This is a genomic window from Streptomyces sp. NPDC052396, from assembly GCF_044593195.1.
GTDB lineage: Bacteria > Actinomycetota > Actinomycetes > Streptomycetales > Streptomycetaceae > Streptomyces.
This window is the reverse complement of record NZ_JBIUAW010000004.1, coordinates 260565-281725: the sequence shown is the minus strand read 5'-3', so window position 1 is coordinate 281725 and position 21161 is coordinate 260565. Positions and strand designations below refer to the sequence as shown.

16 protein-coding genes are annotated in these 21161 nt (G+C 71.4%); 8 read left to right on the top strand and 8 right to left on the bottom strand.

The genetic code is table 11. From position 1 onward, the window contains the following. Positions 1 to 105: 105 nt before the first annotated feature. Complete coding sequence (locus ACIHFE_RS12630) at positions 106 to 1233, bottom strand: LLM class flavin-dependent oxidoreductase (RefSeq protein ID WP_400105842.1); 1128 nt, start codon at positions 1231 to 1233, stop codon at positions 106 to 108. A 123-nt stretch (positions 1234 to 1356) separates the two neighbouring features. Then, positions 1357 to 2583, bottom strand: a complete 1227-nt coding sequence (locus tag ACIHFE_RS12625; protein WP_400105841.1) for an amidohydrolase family protein — start codon at positions 2581 to 2583, stop codon at positions 1357 to 1359. A 158-nt stretch (positions 2584 to 2741) separates the two neighbouring features. On the opposite strand from ACIHFE_RS12625, the gene ACIHFE_RS12620 reads away from it, so the two are divergent. From ACIHFE_RS12620 to ACIHFE_RS12610, 3 genes are all read left to right on the top strand, one after another. Beyond that, positions 2742 to 5666 (top strand): BTAD domain-containing putative transcriptional regulator, encoded by a 2925-nt coding sequence (locus tag ACIHFE_RS12620; RefSeq protein ID WP_400105840.1) that lies wholly within the window; start codon positions 2742 to 2744, stop codon positions 5664 to 5666. A 256-nt stretch (positions 5667 to 5922) separates the two neighbouring features. Continuing rightward, positions 5923 to 6084, top strand: coding sequence for a hypothetical protein (locus ACIHFE_RS12615; protein WP_400105839.1), 162 nt, complete (start codon positions 5923 to 5925; stop codon positions 6082 to 6084). Positions 6085 to 6368: 284 nt separating this feature from the next. Continuing rightward, on the top strand, positions 6369 to 6563 hold the full coding sequence (locus ACIHFE_RS12610) for a hypothetical protein (protein ID WP_400105838.1): 195 nt from the start codon (positions 6369 to 6371) through the stop codon (positions 6561 to 6563). Positions 6564 to 6656: 93 nt separating this feature from the next. Here the strand turns inward: ACIHFE_RS12610 and ACIHFE_RS12605 are convergent, their stop codons facing one another. Further along, positions 6657 to 9923, bottom strand: a complete 3267-nt coding sequence (locus tag ACIHFE_RS12605; RefSeq protein ID WP_400105837.1) for a BTAD domain-containing putative transcriptional regulator — start codon at positions 9921 to 9923, stop codon at positions 6657 to 6659. A gap of 252 nt (positions 9924 to 10175) precedes the next feature. On the opposite strand from ACIHFE_RS12605, the gene ACIHFE_RS12600 reads away from it, so the two are divergent. Further along, positions 10176 to 10544, top strand: a complete 369-nt coding sequence (locus tag ACIHFE_RS12600; protein ID WP_400105836.1) for a cupin domain-containing protein — start codon at positions 10176 to 10178, stop codon at positions 10542 to 10544. Positions 10545 to 10583: 39 nt separating this feature from the next. Here ACIHFE_RS12600 and ACIHFE_RS12595 read toward each other — a convergent pair whose 3' ends face one another. Further along, the gene (locus ACIHFE_RS12595) at positions 10584 to 12182 is read right to left on the bottom strand and encodes a FadD3 family acyl-CoA ligase (protein WP_400105835.1); all 1599 of its coding nucleotides are present in this window, start codon (positions 12180 to 12182) and stop codon (positions 10584 to 10586) included. Positions 12183 to 12281: 99 nt separating this feature from the next. Here ACIHFE_RS12595 and ACIHFE_RS12590 point away from each other — a divergent pair, with 99 nt between their 5' ends. The 3 genes from ACIHFE_RS12590 to ACIHFE_RS12580 are packed head-to-tail and all read left to right on the top strand — an operon-like array spanning position 12282 to position 14665. Continuing rightward, positions 12282 to 13430 carry a lipid-transfer protein gene (locus tag ACIHFE_RS12590; RefSeq protein WP_400105834.1) on the top strand — a complete coding sequence of 383 codons (1149 nt, stop codon included), beginning with the start codon at positions 12282 to 12284 and terminating at the stop codon, positions 13428 to 13430. Positions 13431 to 13436: 6 nt separating this feature from the next. Further along, entirely contained in the window at positions 13437 to 13901 is a 465-nt protein-coding gene (locus ACIHFE_RS12585; protein ID WP_400105833.1) for a Zn-ribbon domain-containing OB-fold protein, read from the top strand. After that, entirely contained in the window at positions 13898 to 14665 is a 768-nt protein-coding gene (locus ACIHFE_RS12580; protein ID WP_400105832.1) for an enoyl-CoA hydratase/isomerase family protein, read from the top strand. The genes ACIHFE_RS12585 and ACIHFE_RS12580 overlap by 4 nt, the downstream gene beginning before the upstream one ends. A gap of 18 nt (positions 14666 to 14683) precedes the next feature. Here ACIHFE_RS12580 and ACIHFE_RS12575 read toward each other — a convergent pair whose 3' ends face one another. Both ACIHFE_RS12575 and ACIHFE_RS12570 read right to left on the bottom strand, forming a co-directional pair. Next, entirely contained in the window at positions 14684 to 17119 is a 2436-nt protein-coding gene (locus ACIHFE_RS12575) for a PQQ-binding-like beta-propeller repeat protein (RefSeq protein ID WP_400105831.1), read from the bottom strand. A 167-nt stretch (positions 17120 to 17286) separates the two neighbouring features. Continuing rightward, a complete protein-coding gene (locus ACIHFE_RS12570) occupies positions 17287 to 18099 on the bottom strand; it encodes a VOC family protein (protein ID WP_400105830.1) in 813 nt (270 codons plus the stop codon). Positions 18100 to 18419: 320 nt separating this feature from the next. Here ACIHFE_RS12570 and ACIHFE_RS12565 point away from each other — a divergent pair, with 320 nt between their 5' ends. Continuing rightward, complete coding sequence (locus ACIHFE_RS12565) at positions 18420 to 19067, top strand: TetR family transcriptional regulator (protein WP_109281651.1); 648 nt, start codon at positions 18420 to 18422, stop codon at positions 19065 to 19067. A 19-nt stretch (positions 19068 to 19086) separates the two neighbouring features. On the opposite strand, the gene ACIHFE_RS12560 is transcribed toward ACIHFE_RS12565, so the two are convergent. Both ACIHFE_RS12560 and ACIHFE_RS12555 read right to left on the bottom strand, forming a co-directional pair. Beyond that, positions 19087 to 19662 carry a nitroreductase family deazaflavin-dependent oxidoreductase gene (locus ACIHFE_RS12560; protein ID WP_400105829.1) on the bottom strand — a complete coding sequence of 192 codons (576 nt, stop codon included), beginning with the start codon at positions 19660 to 19662 and terminating at the stop codon, positions 19087 to 19089. After that, positions 19659 to 21074 carry an acyl-CoA dehydrogenase family protein gene (locus tag ACIHFE_RS12555; protein WP_400105828.1) on the bottom strand — a complete coding sequence of 472 codons (1416 nt, stop codon included), beginning with the start codon at positions 21072 to 21074 and terminating at the stop codon, positions 19659 to 19661. The genes ACIHFE_RS12560 and ACIHFE_RS12555 overlap by 4 nt, the downstream gene beginning before the upstream one ends. Positions 21075 to 21161: the final 87 nt, after the last annotated feature.

Genomic DNA, 21161 nt, shown 5'->3' with positions numbered 1-21161 from the left:
CGCCCCGTAAGGGGCGCGAGGCAGCTACGTCATGCGGCTCCGCCGCGTGGGCGCGACCAGCCACCGACAACCCGCAGCCACAACACAACCCGGCGACCGCGTGCCCTAGCCGGCGGCAGCCGCCCGCATGCGAGAAGTCCGATGCACCGGATCCGTATCCAGCTCCGGAATCACCCGCTCCCCGATCAGCCGGATCGTGTTCATGGTGTCCTCGTACGGGATGCCCACCGGCAGCCCGAACACCAACTGGTCCGCCCCCGCCTGCTCCCAGCGCTTGCACTGGGCCAGCACCTCGTCGGGATCACCGCAGACCAGCAGTTCCTCGGCCACCAGCAGATCGATGAGCTCCTCGGTGTACTCGGGCAGCAGCTCCGGCCAGCACGGTATCCCCTCCGGGCGCGGGAAGGTGTCGTGATAGCGGAAGAGCAGCGACTGCAGGTAGTGCAACTGTCCGGCGGCCGCCACCTGCCGGGCCTTGCGGGAGGTCTCGGCGCAGATGGCGGTGGTGGTCACCATCACGTTGTCGTTGACAAAGGCCCCGACCGGCTGGGCGTCCCTGATCGCCGACTTGTAGGACTCGACCACCCACTCCATGTCGGAGACCTTCTGCACGCTGAAGCCCAGCACGCCGAGCCCCTTGCGGGCGGCCATGGCGTACGAGGCGGGCGAGCCGGCCGCGTACCACATGGCGGGGTGCGCGGACCCGTACGGCTTGGGCAGCACCTTGCGGGCGGGCAGCGACCAGTGCTTGCCGGTGAAGCCCGGGTACTCCTCCGACAGCCACATCCGGGGGAACTCGGCGATGGTCTCCTCCCAGATCTCCCGGGTCAGGTTCATATCCGTGACGCCGGGCAGGAAGGCGAGGATCTCATGGCTGCCCGCGCCCCGTCCGGTGCCGAACTCAAAGCGGCCGCCGGTCAGATGGTCGAGCATGGCCGCCTTCTCGGCGACCTTGGCCGGGTGGTTGACCTGGGGCAGCGGGTTGAAGATGCCCGAGCCCAGGTGGATCCGCTCGGTGGCGTGGGCGAGGTAGCCGAGGAAGACATCGTTCGCCGAGAGGTGGGAGTACTCGTCCAGGAAGTGGTGCTCGGTGGCCCAGGCGTATTTGAACCCCGATCTGTCGGCCTGGATCACATACCGGGCCTCCTCCATCAGCGCATGGTGCTCGGCCTGGGGATCGGCCGCGGAGCGGCCGGCCGGCACATAGCCCTGCACAAAGATCCCGAATTCCATGGCGGCTCACCCAGCTTTCTGACGCTCAGTCAGGTTAAGAAGGTGCAGTGGACTGTGGCACCGGCGCCCGGCACCGTCAAGGACTTGCACCCGGCACCGTCAAGGCCTCCGCGCTCGGCACCGTCAAGGACTCGCGGCCGGCCCCCACAGCCCGTCCGCCCTGAGCCCCAGCAGTTCAATGGCGTTGCCGCGCACCAGGCGTTCGGTCGTGACCGGGTCCAGGTGCGCCATCTGCCGCTCGGCCACCTCCCGCGATTCGGGCCAGGTGGAGTCGGAGTGCGGGTAGTCGGTCTCGTAGAGCACATTGCCGGCCCCGATGGCGTCCAGGCTGCGCAGCCCGAAGGCATCGTCGAAGAAGCAGCCGTGGACATGCCCGGCGAACAGTTCGGAGGGCGGGCGCAGCACCTTGTCCGCCACTCCGCCCCAGCCCCGGTTCTCCGCCCAGACGGTGTCCGCCCGCTCCAGCAGATAGGGGATCCAGCCGATCTGCCCCTCGGCGTACATGATCCGCAGTCCGGGGAAGCGGTCGAAGGCGCCCGACATCAGCCAGTCGGCCAGCGAGAAGCAGCAGTTGGCGAAGGTGATGGCGGAACCGACGGCGGGCGGTGCGTCCTCGGAGGTGGAGGGCATCCGGGAGGACGAGCCGATATGCATGGCCAGCACGGTTCCGGTCTCGTCACAGGCGCGCAGGAAGGGGTCCCAGTGGTCGGTGTGCACCGAGGGCAGCCCCAGATGCGGCGGGATCTCGGAGAAGCAGACCGCCGGAACTCCCCGTTCCGCATTGCGTCTTACCTCCTGGGCCGCCAGCTCCGGGTCCCACAGCGGGATCAGCGTCAGCGGAATCAGCCGGCCGCCCGCCGTGCCGCACCACTCCTCGACCATCCAGTCGTTGTAGGCGCGCACACAGAGCAGGGCCAGTTCGCGGTCCGTGGCTTCGGTAAAGGTCTGTCCGCAGAAGCGGGGAAAAGTCGGGAAACAGAGCGCGGACTGCACATGGTTGAGATCCATATCGGCCAGCCGGTCCGGAACCCGGAAGGATCCCGGCCGCATCCGGTCATAGGTGATCCCCTCCAGCCGGACCTCATCCCTGGAGAATCCGACGGCGGTATCCAGCCGAGTGAGCGGACGGTGCAAATCCTCATAGATCCACCAATCCGCCAGCGGACCCTCACTCCCGGGGGCGCCCATCTCCGGCGCGAACCTGCCGCCCACAAAGGTCATTTCCTTCACCGGCGCCCGCACCACCCGGGGCCCGGCATCGCGAAATCGCGCCGGTAAACGGTCCCGCCAGACGTCGGGGGGCTCGACCGTGTGGTCGTCCACCGAGATTATCTTGGGGAAGCTGCGCATGACGGACACCGTAGCGCCGAACTGACGGACCGTCAGTAATAGCGCGTGGATGCCCTTGGGAGGCCCTGCGGAGAGGGCCGGACCGGTGCTGACGCGCGGGCCCGGTACAAGGCAGACTGGCCGGTGCCACCGAGCAGGAGAAGCAGGGGGTCGTCACCATGGCCGGAGACACAGGGCAGCGGCTGCGGTTCACCGTGCTCGGGCCCGTCCGCGCCTGGCGCGGTGACGAACCGCTCAACACCGGCTCACCCCAGCAGCGCGCCCTGCTGGCCGCCCTGCTGCTGCGCGGCGGGCGCACCGCCACCGCCCCGGAGCTGGTGGACGCCCTCTGGGGCGAGGAGCCGCCGCACGCCGCGCTGGCCGCCCTGCGCACCTACGCCTCCCGGCTGCGCAAGGCCCTGGGCCCGGACGCGGACATCCTGGTGAGCGAGGCGGGCGGCTATGCGATCCGGGTGGGCGTGGACTGCCTGGACACCGAGACCGTGGAACGGCTGGCCGCCGAGGCGGACAAGGCCCGCGCCGCCGGGCAGCGCGTCCAGGCCCGGGACCTGATGACCCAGGCCCTGGCCGTCTGGGACGGCGAACCGCTGGCCGGCGTCACCGGCCCGTTCGCCGACACCCAGCGCGCCCGCCTGGAGGAGTGGCGGCTGACCCTGCTGGAAACCCGCCTCGACCTGGACCTGGAGGTCGGCAGCCACGCCGAGGCGGTCTCCGAACTGACCGCCCTGACCGCCGCCCACCCGCTGCGCGAGCGGCTGCGCGAACTGCTGATGCTGGCGCTCTACCGGGGCGGGCGGCAGGCCGAGGCGCTGGCCGTCTACACCGACACCCGGCGGCTGCTGGCCGACGAGCTGGGCGTCGACCCCTGCCCGGAGCTGTCCGAGCTCCAGCAGCGGATCCTGCGCGGCGACGCGGACCTCCACCTCCACCCGGCCGCCGACCGTCCGTCCGCCGGCCTCTCCTTCGTCCGGCCCGCCCAGCTCCCGGCCACCGTCTCCGACTTCACCGGCCGCTCCGCCTTTGTGGACGAGCTCAGCCACCAGCTGGCCACCGCCGAGGGCCGGATCATGGCCGTCTCGGCCGTGGCCGGCATCGGCGGCGTCGGCAAGACCACGCTGGCCGTCCATGTCGCCCATGCCGCCCGCGAGCACTTCCCGGACGGCCAGCTCTATATCGACCTCCAGGGCACCGGCCCGGTGGTCGCCGAGCCGGAGGCCGTCCTGGGCGCCTTCCTGCGCGCCCTGGGCGTCCCCGACTCGGCCATACCCGAGGGCCTGGAGGAACGCGCCGCCCTCTACCGCTCCACCCTGGACGGCCGCCGGGTACTCACCCTGCTGGACAACGCCCGCGACGCCGCCCAGGTGCGCCCGCTGCTGCCCGGCAACGAGGGCTGTGCCGCCCTGGTCACCAGCCGCACCAGGATGGTCGACCTGGCCGGTGCCCACCTGGTCGACCTGGATGTGATGAGCCCCGACGAGGCGCTCGCCTTCTTCACCCGCATCGTCGGCGACGAGCGGGTGGGCGCCGAGCGGGACGCCGCCATGGACGTCGTCGCCGCCTGCGGCTTCCTGCCGCTGGCCATCCGCATCGCCGCCTCCCGGCTGGCCGCCCGCCGCACCTGGACCGTCTCGGTGCTGGCCCGCAAGCTCGGCGACGAACGCCGCCGCCTGGACGAGCTCCGGGCCGGCGACCTCGCCGTCAAGGCATCCTTCGAACTCGGCTACGGCCAGCTGGAGCCCGCCCAGGCCCGCGCCTTCCGCCTGCTCGGCCTGCCCGACGGCCCCGACATCTCGCTGCCCGCCGCGGCCGCCGTACTCGACCTGGGCCCCGAGGACACCGAGGAACTCCTGGAGTCCCTGGTGGACGCCTCCCTCCTGGAGTCCGCCGCCCCCGGCCGCTACCGCTACCACGACCTGCTGCGGCTGTACGCCCGCGCCTGCGCGGAACGGGATGAGCAGCCGCTGGCGGAGCGGGAGGGGGCGATGTCGCGGCTGCTGGATTTCTATCTGGCCACAGCAGCCGGTGTGTACGTCCTGGAGCGCCCGGGCGAACAGTTGCTCAAGCACCTGACGCCGACCTCCCACCCCGGTCTGGTCTTCACGGACCGCGCGAAGGCGGCGGACTGGCTGTATGCGGAGGCGGGGTGTCTGCTGGCATGCGTACAACAGCATGCGAACGCGACCGGTGATGCCCTGCGCCGAGCGGTGGATCTCCTGCGAGCGGCCAAGGACCTCACCGAATCGGGTGCCTACTCACGCCTGTACAGGCAAGCGGCGACGGCCTTGCTGGCCGCCACCCAAGCGGCCGGGGATGCTCGCGCGGAAGGGCGCGCACACACCGTGCTGGCCCATGTGTACAACCTCGCCGGCTCCTTCGACGAGGCGGACGCACATGCCATGGAGGCAGTGCGACTCGGGCAGCAGTGCCAGGACGCCATCCCCTGCTGCTACGCCTCCAACATTCGCGGCATAACGGCCATTTACCGGCACCGTTACGACGACGCGGAAGCGTTCATCAGCCAGGCTCTCGACTGGTTCCGGAAGGACGGCAACCGTCCCGGCGAAGCCAGTGCGCTCAGCAACCTCTCGCATGTGCACGGCGATACCGGACGGGCCGACTCTGCAGTCCGGCTGGCCGAGGAAAGTGTTGCCATCTACCGGGAGCTCAACGTCTCCTGGCGACTGGCCAACGCGCTGTACGCGCACGGGCTGGCGCTCACCAGTGCCAAGCGGTACGAGGAAGCACTGGGTCAGTTCACCGAGGCCCTGCCCATCTTCCGCGCCAATCGCCAGCGCATGTGGGAAGCCTGGACTCTGCACCGCATGGCGGGGCTCTATCTGTCAGCGGGTGACCACGGCCAGGGAGCGGCCTACTCGGAGCATGCCCTGGCCCAGATGCGCGGCATCGACGGTGACTGGCGGCGCGGTAGCGTTCTGACCGTGCTGGGCCGCTGCCTGGAGGCGTTGGGGCAGCGAGGCCGTGCAAGGGCGTGCTGGTCCGAGGGTCTGTCCGTCTTCGAGCAACTCGGGTACTCCAAAGAAGCGGACGAGGTCCGCGGACTGCTGGAAACAGCAACCGTCTGAGCCCGAACCAGTCGCCCGCGCTCAAATCCACGGCGTCATGCATACGTTCATCGATCGTTTATCGGCATCCGCCATTGTTGAGTACGTCGATCCGTCGCGTCGGGGGGCAGGCGGGTCAGGTGAGGAGCACCGTCTCACTACAGGGGAACACCAGCCCTGACAGGCCCATCCGGCGATCTTCGGGGGAGTCGCCGGGTGGGCCCTGCGGTCCCCGCCGTAGCATTCGACTCGCACTGAACCAATGGAGTTGAGAACCATGAACGATGAGCGCAACATCAAGCCGATCGTGACGCCGAAGGACGAACACTCCGGTGGCACCACCGGCCTTGTGGCCTCCTCGCTGCCGCCGCAGGGCGACCTCGGGGCCAGTAACCCGATCACCACGCAGGACGAGCACTCGGGCTCCGAGCCGGTCTAAGCGATACGGCGTCCTCAGCTCGGCGGTACAAATCCCTTCAGCATCAGGGGGAACCGGGGGAATCCAGGAGGGGTTTGTGGCCCGCCAGCCACAAGGCCGGCATCGACGACACGGAGGGGGAGCCGTCGATGTCGGCCTTTCGGCTGAGCATCTGTCCGACTCGGGAATCCAAGTCTTGGTCGTCCAGCACGGCCGTAAACGTCCGGCACGAGTTCTCCGTACTCGTTGACCGCCGGACCGCGTTCTCCAGGAACGCGTTCAACCCCCGAGGCAGAGGAGTCCCGATGACCCGCGCCACCGCAATGTGTATGAGGACGACGCTCGTCACACTCACGCTGGCCGCAGCAACGACCACGCTCGCCGCCGCATCGGCAACGGCGGCCGAGCAGCCGAAGGCCAACCACCTTGCGCTGCACACGGCACCGACGGTGAACGACATCATGCGGCCCAACGACGAGCACGCCAACCACTGTTCATAACCGCTTGACCAGCCGAGGTCCTGCCAGCCCGAAGGCCGGCGGGACCTCGACGCTTCTCCGTCCAGGTCCGGACCGTCCTCTGGGCAACGACTGTTACCGCCGCTCAAGCCCCTGAGGGGCAGTTGGCCGCCCAAGACGCACGCCAACCAACCCCGCCTCCCGCCAACACGCCGCGGCACGACCGTCCTGTCCCATCAGGGCCAGCGCATCCCCCAGAGCCGTCAGGACATCGCTCTCCCGCCAAATGTCGTGCAATTCGCGTGCGATGCCCAGCGCCAGTTCCGCCTGATGTACCGCATCCGACGGACGCCGGGCACCGATATGCGCCAGGGCGATCCGCCAGTGTGTCCAGCCCTCCCATCGCCGCTGCCGGGATGCGCGGAAGATATTCAGCGCTTCGGTCAAGTCCCCTACGGCCTCATCGAACCTGTCGGCCCTGGTCAACACCAAGCCACGCGTGTAGAGAGAATTAGCCCGCCGCCAGACCGTGCCACTCTTCCAGAACAGCTCAAGCGCATCCCCCACCAGCTCAAGTGCCCGTTTAATACGGCCTGTTTCCATGCACACTCGGGCAAGATTGCTCAACGCGCTTGCCGTCCCCGGCAGATTGTCATCGGCTCGAAACGCGTCCAGGGCCGCGTTGCAGCACCCTTCGGCCTTCTCCCAGTCCTTCACATAGATCGCGATAATCCCGCGGACATTCGGTGCATGGGAGCTGGTGACGGGGTCAAGCGCGGCCTCCCCCAGCCCTGCGGCCTGACGGGCATGCTCATCGGCCAGGTCGAACTTGCCGGACAAGCAGTAGTTGTACGCCAGCTGGGTCCGCACCCGTCCCTCCGCCCGGATGTCGTGGGACGCCTGTGCCGCCGCCAGCACCGATTCGGCGACTTCGCCATAAAGCTGATGGCTCTTTCCGGACTCGGAGAGGTCCTTGGCTGCGAAGAGAAGATCAGCCGCCCTCCGCAAACCGACCCCCACCGCCTGCTGCCGGACACACGCCAGCAAACAGGACGCCTCCCTGAACAGCCAGTCAACGGCGGCACGGTTGTCGGCGAAGGACAGACCGGCCCGTCCCGTCGGCTCCAGATGACCGGCCAGCGTATCGCCGGGCCGCTCCGCCGTATAAACCCCCGCCGCCGTAGCCAGATAGAAATCCAGCAACCGGCACAACGCGGCCTCCCGCCCCCCATCACCCTCCTCCCTCTCCGCCCGCGCCCGCGCATACAGCCGCACCAGGTCATGGAACCGGTACCGGCCGGGGGCGACCGACTCCAGGAGGGAGACATCCACCAGGGACTCCAGCAGGACCTCCGCCGCCTCGCCGTCCAGGTCCAGCAGCGCGGCCGCCGCCGTCAGCGAGATGTCGGGGCCCTCCGGCAGGCCCAGCAGCCGGAACGCCCGGGCCTGCGGCGGCTCCAGATGGGCGTAGCTCAGGTCGAAGGACGCCTCCACCGCCAGGCTGCCGGCGTGCAGTTCGGCCAGCCGCCGGCGCTCGTCGGCCAGCCGGTGCGCCAGGAAGGCGATGCTCCAGTTGGGCCGGGAGACCAGGCGGGACGCGGCGATGCGCAGGGCCAGCGGGAGGTAGCCGCAGGCGGCGGCCACCTCCAGCGCCGCCCCGGGCTCCGCGCCGGCCCGCCGCTCGCCGACGATGCCGGTGAACAGCAGCAGCGCCTCCGCGGGGCTCATCACCGCCAGATCGACCAACTGGACGTTCTCCAGGTCGATCAGCCGCGTCCGGCTGGTGATCAGGGCCGCGCAGCTGCGCGTACCGGGCAGCAGCGGACGGACCTGGGCGGCATCCCGGGCGTTGTCCAGCAGCACCAGCACCCGGCGTTCGGACAGCAGGGACCGGTAGAGCGCGGCCCGTTCCTCGGTGCTCTCCGGAACCATGGAATCCGCCACACCCAGGGCACGCAGAAACGAGCCAAGTACCGCGTGCGGCGCCAGATGACCGGGTCCGGCACCCCGCAGATCGATATACAACTGCCCATCGGGATATCGCTCCCGCGCCTCCTGCGCGGCATGGACGGCCAGTGTGGTCTTACCGACGCCGCCGGACCCGGAGATGGCGGAAACCGTGGTGGCGCCCCCGTCCGCGCCGCTCAGCCCGGCCCGTAACAAAGCGAGCGCCGCCGCCCGTCCGGTGAAATGGGCGGCATCGGCGGGAAGTTGGGCGGGGCGCACCCGGTGCGGGGCGACGGAGGGAGCGCAGTCACCGGTGGCGGCGAGTTCGGGATCCGCCAGCAGAATGCGCTGGTGCATCCCGGTCAATTCGGGGCCCGGATCCACCCCGAGTTCCGTGGCGAACAGCCGCCGCGCGTCGGCGAACACCGCAAGCGCCTCCGCCTGCCGGCCGCTTCGATAGAGGGCCAGCATCAGCAGCGTGCGGAACTGCTCGCGCAGCGGATGGGCGGCGATCAGCACGGTGAGTTCGGCGATGGCTTCGACATGGCGCCCCAAGGCCAGGTCAAGGTCCAGCCGCATTTCCAGCAGACCCAGCCGCCGTTCCGCCAGCCGGACCCGCTGGGCCTCCGCATAGGGTCCGGGCAGCCCGGCCAGGGGCTCGCCGTACCACAAACACAGGGCCTCGCCGATGAGTTGCCGGGCTCGGGTGAAGTCGCCGGCGCCGCGCAGGCGTTCCGCCTTGTCCGCCAGCCCTTCGGCCCGGTCGAGGTCGATCGGCTCCCGGCCGTCCCGCGCCGGCCGTACCGCATAGCCGCCCGACTCGTTGAGCAGCATCATCCCGGCGCCCAGGGACTTGCGCAGCCGGGAGGCATAGGTACGCAGGGTGGCCAGCGCGGCCTGGGGTGGCCGCTCGCCCCAGAGGTCGTCGATCAATTCGGCCGCGGTGGCGCCGCGTTGGCCGCGCAGCAGCAGGGCGGCCAGCAGGGCGCACTGCTGGGGTGAGCCCAGGGATATCGGTTCCTCTCCCCGCCAGGCACGGAGCGGGCCGAGCACGGTGAAACGCAACGGAGCCGCCGTGGATTCGTCTGGGGAGGCCGGCGGAGCGGCGGGCGGACGGCAATTGCCGGGTAAAGTCCCGGCCGCGGCAAGGGCGTTGGCATGCAGCGTCCGGGCGCGCTCCCACAACACCGCCCGGCCACGGGAATCCCGTACCAGATCGGCCACCAGCCGCTTCAGCACATGCAGCGGAACGGTCTTCGCCCCGGACCGGTAGTCGCTCCAGCTTGTCTTGCCCGCCGGGTACCGCTCGGCCAGTTCCCTGACCGTGAAGCCCCGGGTCAGCTCGCATAACAGGGAGGCCAGTTCATTGGCCTCCGCGGTCTGCCCTTTTGCCCTGCCCTGGGGACGCCCTGGCCTGCCCACCTTCAACTCCCCCACCTCATTGTCCGCGGACAACAGATATTGTCCGCCACTTTCCCCTGCGTCACCTGCGGTTCGGCAATTCCGCGTTGCCGGACAACCACGCCCGGCGACAAGGTGGACACACCACAGCATCGGGAAAGGGGGATTCACCACCAGTCTGTTGCACCGACCTTGCATGTCACCTTGGGAACACCCGGCCGGAGCGTCTCCACACTTCCCTGCCGCTCCGGCCGACCGGTCCATGCAGGGCACACCGGCCCTTATCCGCCTGACCGTGGAGTCCCCGTGACCGGCAAGGCCATCCGTCTGATCGAGACCGACGAAGCCCTCGACCGCCTGTCCGTGGTCGACTCGCCCGCCTGGTATCCCGGGCTCACCTCGACGGCCGTGGTCGTGCTGCGCCCGGGCGAGGAACTGGACGAGCGCAGCCTCGCCCGCGACGAGGAACTGCTCTATGTGATCAGCGGGGAACTGACCCTGGAATCACCCCTGGGACGGCACACCGCCCATGCGCACCAGGGTCTGGTGGTGCCCGGGAACACCCGCCATCACGCCCGCAACACCGGCACCGAGCCCACCCTGGTCATCCTCCACCAGCTGATCACGGCAGGTGCGCCCCATAAGGGGCGCGGGGGACTGCGCGACCAGCCATAGACGGCCCGCGCCCGCGCCAGAAGGACAGCCCGGCGGCGGCTACTCGGCGGCCACCCCCCGCAGCACCCCCTTCCGCACCTTCCCCGCCGCATTGCGCGGCAGCGAGCCCACGAACCGCACCTCCCTCGGCACCTTGTAGTTGGCCATCTCCCGCCGGGCCCAGGCGATCAGCTGTTCCGCGGTCAGCGCGGTGCCCGCGGCGGAGCGGACCACAAAGGCCCGGGCCACCTCGCCCAGGCGGGCGTCGGGGATGCCCACCACCGCGACCTCGGCGATGCCGGGATGCCGGCACAGCAGGCGCTCGATCTCGGCCGGGTAGGCGTTGAAGCCGCCCACCACAAACATGTCCTTGATGCGGTCGGTGACCCTGAGGTTGCCGTGTTCGTCCAGCACGCCCACATCGCCGGTGCGCAACCAGCCGTCGCCGTCCAGGACTTCGGCGGTGGCGGCCGGGTCCTCGAAGTAGCCGGACATCACCTGGTAGCCGCGCACCCGGATCTCCCCGGGCTCGCCCGCCGGGAGCGGGCGGCCGTCCACGCCCACCACCTCGACCTCGGTGTCCGCCAGGGCCCGGCCGGACGTGGTGGCGGCCGTCTCCGGGGGGTCGTCCCGGCGGCACATGGTGATCACGCCGGTGGCCTCGCTCATTCCATAGGCGGTCAGCACCTCGGGGACGCCCAGTTCACCGCGCAGCCGGTCGATCAGGGTGGGTGGGATCGCGGCCGCGCCGGTCACCACCAGCCGTAGCGAGGACAGGTCATGGCCGGCCCGGCCGGGGTGATCCAGCAGGGACTGGAAGAGCGTGGGCGGACCGGGGAGGACCGAGATCCGTTCCGTCGCGATATGCGCCAGCACGGTGGCCGCGTCGAAGACCGGCTGGGGCACCATGGTGGCGCCGCGCATCAGGCAGGCCAGGATCCCGGCCTTGTAGCCGAAGGTGTGGAAGAAGGGGTTGACGATCAGATAGCGGTCGCCCGCCCGCAGTCCGGCCAGCTCGCTCCAGGCACCGAAGGCCCGCAGTGACTGGGCGTGGCTGACCACGGCACCCTTGGGCTCCCCGGTGGTACCGGAGGTGAACAGGATGTCGGAGGGGTCGGCCGGCCTGATGGTGGCGGCACGGGCGTGGACCGCGGCCGGCGGGACCCGGGCGCCGGCGGCCAGGAACTCCCGCCAGGTGCGGAAGCCGCCGGGCGCGGCCTCCTCCCCGAGCACCACCACCTCGCGCAGCCGGGGCAGCAGCCGCAGGTCCTCCCCGGCCGCCCGGCGGAGCGCGGCCACATAGGAGGTGCCCAGGAAGGTGCCGGTGACAAAGAGCGAACGGGCCCGGGTGCGGGCCAGCACCTGTGCCGCCTCGGCCCCCTTGAAGCGGGTGTTCAGCGGGACCAGCACCGCTCCGGCGGTGACGGCGCCCAGGCCGGCCACCATCCACTCCAGGGTATTCGGGGCCCAGACGGCCACCCGGTCGCCGGGCTGGAGGCCGCCGGCCAGGCAGGCCGCCGCGGCGGCTTCCACCCGGGCGCCCAGCTGGGCGAAGGACAGCCGGGTCCGTCCCGCCACCACCGCCTCACGGTCGGCGTGGCGCTCGGCGGCCGCCCGTACCAGCCGGGGTATCGAACCGAACTCCAGATCCGCGCGCATCGCCCGGCCTCCGTCCCACCAGCTTGCTGACGGCTCGTCAGGTTAGCGATAGCCTTCAGCGCTGTCAGCACCGTCGGCCATCGCAGCCCGGAGGTGACCATGACCGCGACGCTCAAGGACGCCACGGCGATCGTCGGCATCGGACAGACTCCCTTCGCCCGGCAACTCCCGGATTCGGAAAAGACCTTGGCCTGCCGCGCGGTACTGGCGGCACTGGAAGACGCGGGCATCGCCCCGTCGGAGGTGGACGCCCTCGCCTCGTACACCATGGAGGAGACCGATGAGGTCGAGCTGGCCAAGGCGATCGGGGCGGGCGATCTCACCCACTTCTCCCGGGTGGGCTTCGGCGGCGGCGGCTCCTGCGCCACCCTCGCCCACCTCGCCACGGCGATAGCCACCGGTCAGGCCCGGGTGGGCGTCGCCTGGCGGTCACGCAAACGCGGCTCGGGCCCCCGGCCCTGGCGCGGCGCCGCCCAACTCCCCACCCCGGCCCAGTGGACCCGCCCCTATGGACTGCTGCGCCCGGTGGACGAGATCGCCATGCTGGCCCGCCGCTATCTGCACCGCTATGGCGGCACCCGCGAGCACCTGTGCAATGTGGCCCTGGCCTGCCGCCGGCACGCCAACCGCAACCCGGCGGCGGTGATGTACCGGCGGCCGCTCACCCGCGAGGCGTATCTGGCGGCGCGCTGGATCAGCGAACCGCTCTGCCTCTATGACAACTGCCTGGAGACCGATGGGGCGTTGGCCTGTGTACTGGTCTCCGCCGAACGGGCCCGGGACTGCCGCCACACCCCCGTCCACCTCCATGCCGCCGCCCAGGCCCTGCCCGCCCAGCACCATGGCATGGTCAACTACTGGAACGACGACCCGCTCACCGGCCCGTCCTGGACCGCCGCCCGACAGCTGTGGAAGACGGCCGACTTCGGCCCGCCGGACATCGACGTCGCCCAGATCTATGACGCCTTCACCCCGCTGATCCCGCTCTCCCTGGAGGGCTATGGCTTCTGCGCCCGGGGCGAGGGCGCCGCCTTCACCGAGGACGGCGCCCTGGAACTGGGCGGCCGGCTGCCGGTCAACACCAGCGGCGGCGGACTGAGCGAGGCCTACGTCCATGGCTTCAACCTGATCACCGAGGGCGTCCGGCAGCTGCGCGGCACCTCCACCGCACAGGTGCCGGGCGCCCGGACCTGCCTGGTCACGGCGGGCGAGGGCGTCCCCACCTCCGCCGTGCTGCTGAGGAGTTGATGTCTCATGCCGTCCATCATGCAGGGCACCACTGACAACGGGCTCCTGGCTCCGGTGCCCGACCAGGACGGCGCCCCCTTCTGGCGCTACACGGCCCGCGGTGAGCTGCGCGTCCAGACCTGCGCCGCCTGCCGCGTACCGCGCTTCCCGCCGCGCCCCTGCTGCCCGTACTGCCAGAGCTTCGCCCACCGCTGGCAGAAGATGTCCGGGCGAGGACACATCTGGTCATTTGTGGTCGCCCACCCACCGCTGCTGGAGGGCTACGCCCAACAGGCCCCGTACAACGTGGCCTTGGTGGAACTGTTCGACGCGCCGGGGATCCGGCTGGTGGGCAATGTGCTGGCCGCCCCGGACGCACCGCTGGGCGCCCTGGATCCGGCCCGGCTGGCCATTGGTGCGGCGGTCAGGGTGACCTTCACCCGGGTGTCCGGCGGGTTCACCCTGCCGCAGTGGCTGCTGGAGGGCCCATGACCGTACAGACCACCGTCAGCGGCCCCGTCGCCCTGGTGACCCTCAACCGGCCGGACCGCCACAATGCCATCGACCTGGCCATGGCCGCCGAACTCACCGCGCTCTGGGCCCGGTTCCGCCGGGACGACTCGGTGCGGGTGATCGTACTGACCGGCGCGGGCGAGCAGGCGTTCTGCACCGGCATCGACCGCTCGGCCACCGTCCCCCAGCCCAGCGGGCCCTGCGCCCTGGACGACCCGCTGCTGACCGTCGGCCCCAAGTCCGCCGACCTATGGAAACCGGTGATCGCCGCGGTCAACGGGATGGCCTGCGGCGGGGCGTTCTACCTGCTGGGCGAGGCCGAGTTCATCATCGCGGCGGAGCACGCCGCCTTCTTCGACCCGCACACCTCCTACGGCATGGTGAGCGCCTACGAGGCCGCGGAGCTGGTCCAGCTGCTGCCCTATGGGGAGGCCGCCCGCACCGCCCTGCTGGGCGCGGCTGAACGCCTCTCCGCCCAACGCGCCTATGAGCTGGGGCTGGTGACCGAACTGGCCGCCACCCCGGCCGAGGCGCGCGAGGCGGCCCTGCGCGTCGCCGCCGTGCTGGCCGGCCACCCGCCCGGTGCCGTCCAGGGCACGGTGCGGGCGCTCTGGGCGGCCCGGGAGACGGCCCGGGCGCACGCCAGGGCACTGGCCCCGCAGTTGATCAAGCTGGGCAGCGCGCCGCCCGGGGAGCAGGCGGCGCTGTTCGCGGCCCGCGCCCGGGAGCACCGGCTGCGCTGAACCAGCTGCCCGGCACGGTCAACGGCGGCTCTGGCCGGTGCCCTTGGCCGCGTCCAGGGCATAGACACAGCGGTCCTTGCTGCAGGCGTAGACCACACCGCCGGTGACCACCGGCGAGCCGGTGATCTCCCCGCCGGTGGCCAGCTTCCAGCGCAGCTGGCCGCCCATGGCGTCCAGGGTGTAGAGGCAGTGGTCGGCGGAACCGAAGTGCACCCGGCCGTCGGCGACCACCGGCGAGCCCACCACATCGCCACCCGCCGCGAACCGCCAGCGGGGCGTGCCGCTGACCGCGTCCAGGGTGTAGAGCGCCCCGCCGCTGCCCAGGTGCACCAACTGCCCGTTGACCAGCACCGGTTCGGTGGACTGGCGGCCCTCGGTGGCGATCCGCCAGCGCTCCCGGCCGGAGGCCGCGTCCAGCGCGTAGACCGTGCCCAGGTAGTCGGCGACATAGACGCCACCACCGGACACCTCCGCGCCGGGGGCGTACGCCGGCGGGCAGAGGAAGACCGCGGGCGCCTCGAACCGCCAGCGGACCTCGCCCCGGGCGACATCAATGGCCAGCACACGCGTCCCGGCGGTCACATAGACCACACCGTCGGGAGCGGCGAGCAGCCGTACCGGCACCCCGCCACAGGACGCGGTGTCGCCCACCGGGTAGGACCAGCGTTCGGCGCCGGTGCGTGCCTCCAGGGCGCGCAGCCGGGCGTCGGCCCAGACATAGACGGTGTTGTCATGCACCACCGGACCGCAGTCGGGAGTCTCGAAGTCGGTCTGCAGACCGCCGCGTTCCCACAGCAGCTCGCCGGTGGCCGCCTCCCAGGCCTGGGCGCCGCCGCCGCGCGTGCCGGTGACCACGGTGCCCCGGTCGGCCTTGAGCGAGTACACCCAGCCGTCGGTGGACAGCCGCCACCGCTCGCTGCCGTCGGCGGAGTCCAGCGCGTACAGCGTCGGCCCGTCGGAGGCGTGTATCCGGCCGTCCGCCACCGCCATCGCCCAGGCCACATCGCGGGTCTTGAACTGCCGCCGCCCGCTGGCCACATCGAGGGCGTGCACCTCGAAGGAGGTGACATACAGCAGGTCACCGGCGACGGTGGGGGTGCCCCAGACGTCATTGGACATCCGGAACCGCCAGGGCCGCCAACGGCCCGGCTCCGCCGGAGGGTTGGCGGGCTCGGCGGGCGGGGCGGTGGTGGCGCCGGACGGCGGCCGCACCCAGCCGGTGCTCGGCGGGGCCTGTGGTTCACGGGTGTCGGCGACCCGGGGGCCGGGGCCGATGGAGACCCGGGAGCCGGGCAGCCGTACCGGCCCGTCCTCGGTGAAGGCGGGCGCGGGTGCGGGCGCGGCCGCGTGCCTACCGTGCGCCGGGGCGACGGCCTGCGGGCTGCTCAGCCCGCCGCGCGGGTCCGCCACCGGGCCACGCCCGGTGCGGGCGGCGGCGCCCTGGCCCCAGCCGGTGCCCGGCCGGGGCGGCGGGGAGGCCGGCACCGGATCGGCGGCCGGCGGCCGGGCGGGCGGCGGCACGGCGGCCCGGCCGGCGGCACGGGAGGCGGCGGCCGCGGGCCGGTGCCCGGCCCGGCGCTGCTCGATCATGGAGACGGCATTGTCCGGCAGCCAGGCGGAGGCGGTGCCGCTGTCGTCACCGGAGGAGAACAGGTGCGGCGCCAGCTGGGACTGGAGGTCGGCCGGGCTGGGCCGGTGCTCGGCCGCCATCTGCATACAGGAGTCGATCAGCGGCCGCAGCTCCTCGGGCAGGCCACTGAGGTCCGGCCCCTCGCGCAGCAGCATAAAGACCGTCTCCACCGGGTTGACGCCGTGATACGGCGCATGGCCGGTGGCCGCGAAGACCAGGGTGGAGCCCAGCGAGAAGACATCGCTGGCCCCGGTGACGCTGCGGGAGTCGCGGGCCTGCTCGGGTGACATGTACGCGGGGGTGCCGACGGCGACATTGGTCATGGTCAGCCGGGTGTTGGACACCCCGGAGGCGATGCCGAAGTCAATGACCCGGGGGCCGTCCTCCACCACCAGCACATTGGACGGCTTCAGGTCGCGGTGCACCAGGCCCGCGCCATGGATGGACTGCAGCGCCTCGGCGATCCCGGCGGCCAGCCAGCGCACCGCCTGGGCGGGCAGCGGGCCGCACTCGTTGACGATCTCCTCCAGCGAGGGGGCGGGCACATAGGCGGTGGCCAGCCAGGGCACGGCCGCCCGGGGATCGGCGTCCACCACCGCGGCGGTGTAGAAGCCGCTGACCGCCCGGGCCGCTTCCACCTCACGGGTGAAGCGCACCCGGAACAACTGGTCCTCGGCCAGCTCCGTACGCACCGTCTTGATCGCCACCCGCCGGCCGGACGCCGAGCGGGCGAGATAGACCAGCCCCATGCCGCCGGCGCCGAGCCGGCCGAGCACCTCAAAGGGGCCGATCCGTCTCGGGTCGTGCTGCGTAAGCTGCTCCAACTGGCCTGCCACCTCCCCGTGGGGGCTTGAAGGGTTCCAGCCCCGTGCAGCGTCCCACCACGAATTGTCCCGGGATACGCTCCCCCGATTCTCCCTGGCGGAGGCCGTGGTTGCGAACTCGGGTCACGCTTGGCGTGTCCCCGCCACAAACGGAAGCCGGGCCCCCGCTACCCGCCGGCCTTCGGCCGGGCCCTGGTGGGGTCGATGATGACGAAGTCGGCCCCCTGATCATCGGTCAGCACCGCGTACCGGCCGTGCGGGGTGTCCTCGGGCTGACGCCGGACCCGGCCGTGCAGCTGGAGTGCGGTATAGGCGGCGGCGTCGCAGTCGTCGACCACGAAGTACACCAGGAAGTGCGCGGGCATCTCGGCGGGGAACCGGTCGTCCATCACCGCCCGGCCGCCGATGGCGTGGTCATGGGTGGCGGGCTCGCCGGCGGGCGTCCAGGCGGCGTAGCCGATGCCCGCGGTCCCGCTCAGGTCCATGCTCCGGAAGCCGAAGACCTCGGCGTAGAAGGCGTCCACCGCCGCCGGGTCGCGGGTGTAGACCTCGGTCCAGCCGAAGGAGCCCACCTCGCCGCGCTTCTCGAAGCCCCGGTGGGTCCCGGCCTGCCAGACGCCGAACACGGCACCACCCGGGTCCACGGCCAGCAGCACGGTGCCGTACTCGCCGACGGCCACCGGGCCGGTGATCACCTGCCCGCCGGCGGACCGGATGCGCCCGGCCGTGGCGGAGGCGTCGTCGGAGGCGAAGTAGACGGTCCAGGCGGTGGGCATCCTGCCGTCCGTCTTGGGGGCCAGGGCGGCCACCCTGGCGCCCTGGTGGAGGGCCTGGGCGTACTGCCCGAAGCGGGCGTCACCCTCCTGGAAGGTCCAGCCGAACAGTTCACCGTAGAAGCGCTTGCCCGCGTTCAGGTCGGGCAGTGTGACGTCCGCCCAGCACGGTCCGGCCCCCTGGTTACCGCCCGTGGCAGCGCTCATGGCGACCGCCTCCTTCCAACGCCCTCAGCAGCCACGGTATAGGCGGTACGCCGTTCCCGCCCGGGCTGCGGACAACACCGCGGACAACCGGGGGGACGGGCGGCGACCGGACGACGATCGGGCGGGGTACGGACGGCGGCGCGGACCGCCGGTCCACGACTCGCCGGTGCGACGATTCACCGGTACGGGCCAATGTCCAACGGCTCTCTTTTCGGCTCGCCAAAACCCCTCTGAGCTGCATGAAAACCCCGTTTCAGACCCCCGCCCCCATTTGCATGCGGCCGAATCGCGCTCCGATCACCCCTCGGTAAGCTGACGGCATGACAGGACAAGTACGCACCGTCGACGGCCGGGTGGCCGGCCGGCGAGGTCAGGCGACGCGGCAGAAGCTGCTCGACTGCCTCGGCGAAATGCTCAGCTCGTCGCCGTACCGCGACGTCAAGGTCATCGATGTGGCCCGTAAGGCCGGCACTTCGCCGGCCACCTTCTACCAGTACTTCCCGGACGTCGAGGGCGCGGTCCTGGAGATCGCCGAGGAGATGGCCAAGGAAGGCGCCGGCCTCACCGAGCTGGTGGCCGGGCGGAGTTGGGTCGGCAAGGCTGGCTGGCAGGCGGCCGAGGAACTGGTCGACGGCTTCCTGGACTTCTGGCGGCGCAACGACGCCATCCTCCGTGTGGTCGACCTGGGAGCCGCCGAGGGCGACAAGCGGTTCTACAAGATCCGCATGAAGATCCTCAACGCGGTCACCAACTCCCTTACCGATTCGGTCAAGGAGCTTCAGGCCAAGCGCAAGGTCGATCAGGACGTCAACCCCGCCGCGGTGGCGGGCTCACTGGTCGCCATGCTGGCGGCGGTCGCCTCGCACCAGAAGGGCTTCCAGAGCTGGGGCGTCAAGCAGGCCGAACTCAAGCCCAATCTGGCCCTCCTGGTCCACCTGGGCATCACCGGCAAGAAGCCCACCAGGTAACGGCGCGGCGCGCGTCCTGTCATCGCAAGGGCGGGCCACCGGGCCCGCCACCGCGCGCACCCTCACCTGACCCTTCCGGCCCATCCGGCCCATCCGGCTTGTGCAGCTCATCCGGCTCCAGCCGGAACAACCGGATCTCCCGTTCCACCCGCGCCTGATAACGGGCGTACGGCGGCCAGAAGGCCACCACCCGCCGCCAGACGGCCTCCCGCTCCGCACCGCGCAACAGCCGTGCGGTGACCGGCACTTGCCTGCCCCTACGACTGACCTCCGCCCGGGGGTGCGCCAGCAGATTGGCCGTCCAGGCCGGATGCGCGGGCCGGCCGAAATTGCTGCCGATCACGATCCACCCGTACTCCGCACCGTCCGCGCCACGCTCCGGCAGACAGGCCAGTGGTGTCCGCCTGGGCAGTTGACTCCTGGCACCGGTGCTGATGAGAACCAGACTCGGCAGCAGGCGGGCACTGAGCAGCGTCCGGCCGCCGGTCAGCCGGTGGACGGCCGAGTCCAGGGCAGGCACAAAGTGCGGGCCCACCCGGGCGAATGCCCTGCTGGACGAGACCTGTTGGACGATCCGTTCGACAGCGCCCCTCACAACACCACCGCCTCCTGGTAACGGCCCTCCTCGAACAGGCCGACCGCTTCAGCCGCCCTGGCCCGCAGCCGGTGCACCGGACCGAACAGCACGGCGTCGGAGGCGGCCCGCTTGAAGTACAACTGCGCGTCGTGCTCCCAGGTCACCCCGAGGCCACCGTGCAACTGCACGGCTTCGCCGGCGACCAGGCACTGGGTTCGCAGCGCCTGGGCCAGGGCCAGCGCCACGGTCGCCGACCGCCGGGCGGCACCGGCGGGACGGTCGGCGCCGGTGGACTGTTCGGCATCGGTGGACTGGGCCGCATCAGTGGAACGGTGGGCATCGGCGGGACGGTCAGCGCCGGCGGGTTGGACGGCATGGGTGGAACGGTCGGCGCCGGTGGGTTGGACGGCATGGGTGGAACGGTCGGCGCCAGCGGGGCGGGCGACCGCCCAGGCCGCGTAGTACGCCGCAGAACGCGCCGCCCGCACCGCCACATAGAGGTCCGCCAGCCGGTGCTTGACCGCCTGGAACGAGCCGATGGGCCGGCCGAACTGCTCCCGCGTCCGGACATGTTCCAAGGTCAGCTCCAGCGCCCGGTCGGCGGCGCCGGTGGCCTCGGCGGCCAGCACAGCGGCGAACGGGCCGCCCAGCCCGGCCAACGCGGGCCGCGCGTCCACCGGTTGGGGCCCCAGCGGTTCGGCCGGCGCGTCCCGGAACTCCACCCTGGCCTGGGCGCGGGTCTCGTCCATCGCGGTCAGCCGGGTGCACCGCACCCTCTCATCCGGCACCACCGTGAACAGCGCCGGGTGGCCGCGGGCATAGCCACCGGTGTGCGCGGCGACCAGCAGCAGGTCCGCGCCATGCCCGGCCGGCACCTGGGCGGCGGAGCCGAACAGCCGCCAGCCGTCGCCGGTTTGCCTGGCCTGCACCCCGCCGGACCGTCCGCCGCCCGACCAGTCGCCACTGGGCCGGTCACCACCGGTCCGGTCGCCACCGGGCCAACCACCGTCATTGGGGGCGGTGAGCGCCAGGGCAGCGGGCAGGGTACCCCGGGGTACGGCCAGGGTGGCGGTCAGCCGGCCGTCGGCCAGCCGGGGGAGCAGGCCGGCGCGCTGCTCAGGGGTACCCAGCGCGGCGATCAGCGGAGCCGCCAGCACCGTGGTGCCCAGCAGGGGCGAGGGCAGCAGGAACCGTCCGGTCTCCTCTGCGGCCAGGGCGAGTTCGGTCCAGCCGCAGCCCACTCCCCCATAGCGCTTGGGCACCGCCAGCCCCGCGAGGCCCAGCGATGCCAGCTCCCGCCACAGCCCCCGGTCCCAGCCGACGGGGGTGGCGACCGCCGCCCGCACCTCGCCGGACCCACAGCGCTTGAGCAGCAGTTCGCGCAGCGTACGGCGGATCTCCCGCTGCTCCGCGCTCAGTTCGACGTCCATAGGGCGACCTCCATCGCTCCCGACGGAGCCGGGTGTACGGAGCGGATGTGCGGATATTAGGCAGCCAGGCCATAACTTCCCAGCCCT

Bases quoted from the DNA above. Each gene is read 5' to 3' on its own strand.
- ACIHFE_RS12590 (WP_400105834.1), top strand. From the start codon at position 12,282: ATGACCGCGACGCTCAAGGACGCCACGGCGATCGTCGGCATCGGACAG.
- ACIHFE_RS12610 (WP_400105838.1), top strand. From the start codon at position 6,369: ATGACCCGCGCCACCGCAATGTGTATGAGGACGACGCTCGTCACACTC.
- ACIHFE_RS12620 (WP_400105840.1), top strand. From the start codon at position 2,742: ATGGCCGGAGACACAGGGCAGCGGCTGCGGTTCACCGTGCTCGGGCCC.
- ACIHFE_RS12565 (WP_109281651.1), top strand. From the start codon at position 18,420: ATGACAGGACAAGTACGCACCGTCGACGGCCGGGTGGCCGGCCGGCGA.
- ACIHFE_RS12615 (WP_400105839.1), top strand. From the start codon at position 5,923: ATGAACGATGAGCGCAACATCAAGCCGATCGTGACGCCGAAGGACGAA.
- ACIHFE_RS12570 (WP_400105830.1), bottom strand. From the start codon at position 18,099: ATGAGCGCTGCCACGGGCGGTAACCAGGGGGCCGGACCGTGCTGGGCG.
- ACIHFE_RS12555 (WP_400105828.1), bottom strand. From the start codon at position 21,074: ATGGACGTCGAACTGAGCGCGGAGCAGCGGGAGATCCGCCGTACGCTG.
- ACIHFE_RS12630 (WP_400105842.1), bottom strand. From the start codon at position 1,233: ATGGAATTCGGGATCTTTGTGCAGGGCTATGTGCCGGCCGGCCGCTCC.
- ACIHFE_RS12625 (WP_400105841.1), bottom strand. From the start codon at position 2,583: ATGCGCAGCTTCCCCAAGATAATCTCGGTGGACGACCACACGGTCGAG.
- ACIHFE_RS12580 (WP_400105832.1), top strand. From the start codon at position 13,898: ATGACCGTACAGACCACCGTCAGCGGCCCCGTCGCCCTGGTGACCCTC.
- ACIHFE_RS12585 (WP_400105833.1), top strand. From the start codon at position 13,437: ATGCCGTCCATCATGCAGGGCACCACTGACAACGGGCTCCTGGCTCCG.
- ACIHFE_RS12595 (WP_400105835.1), bottom strand. From the start codon at position 12,182: ATGCGCGCGGATCTGGAGTTCGGTTCGATACCCCGGCTGGTACGGGCG.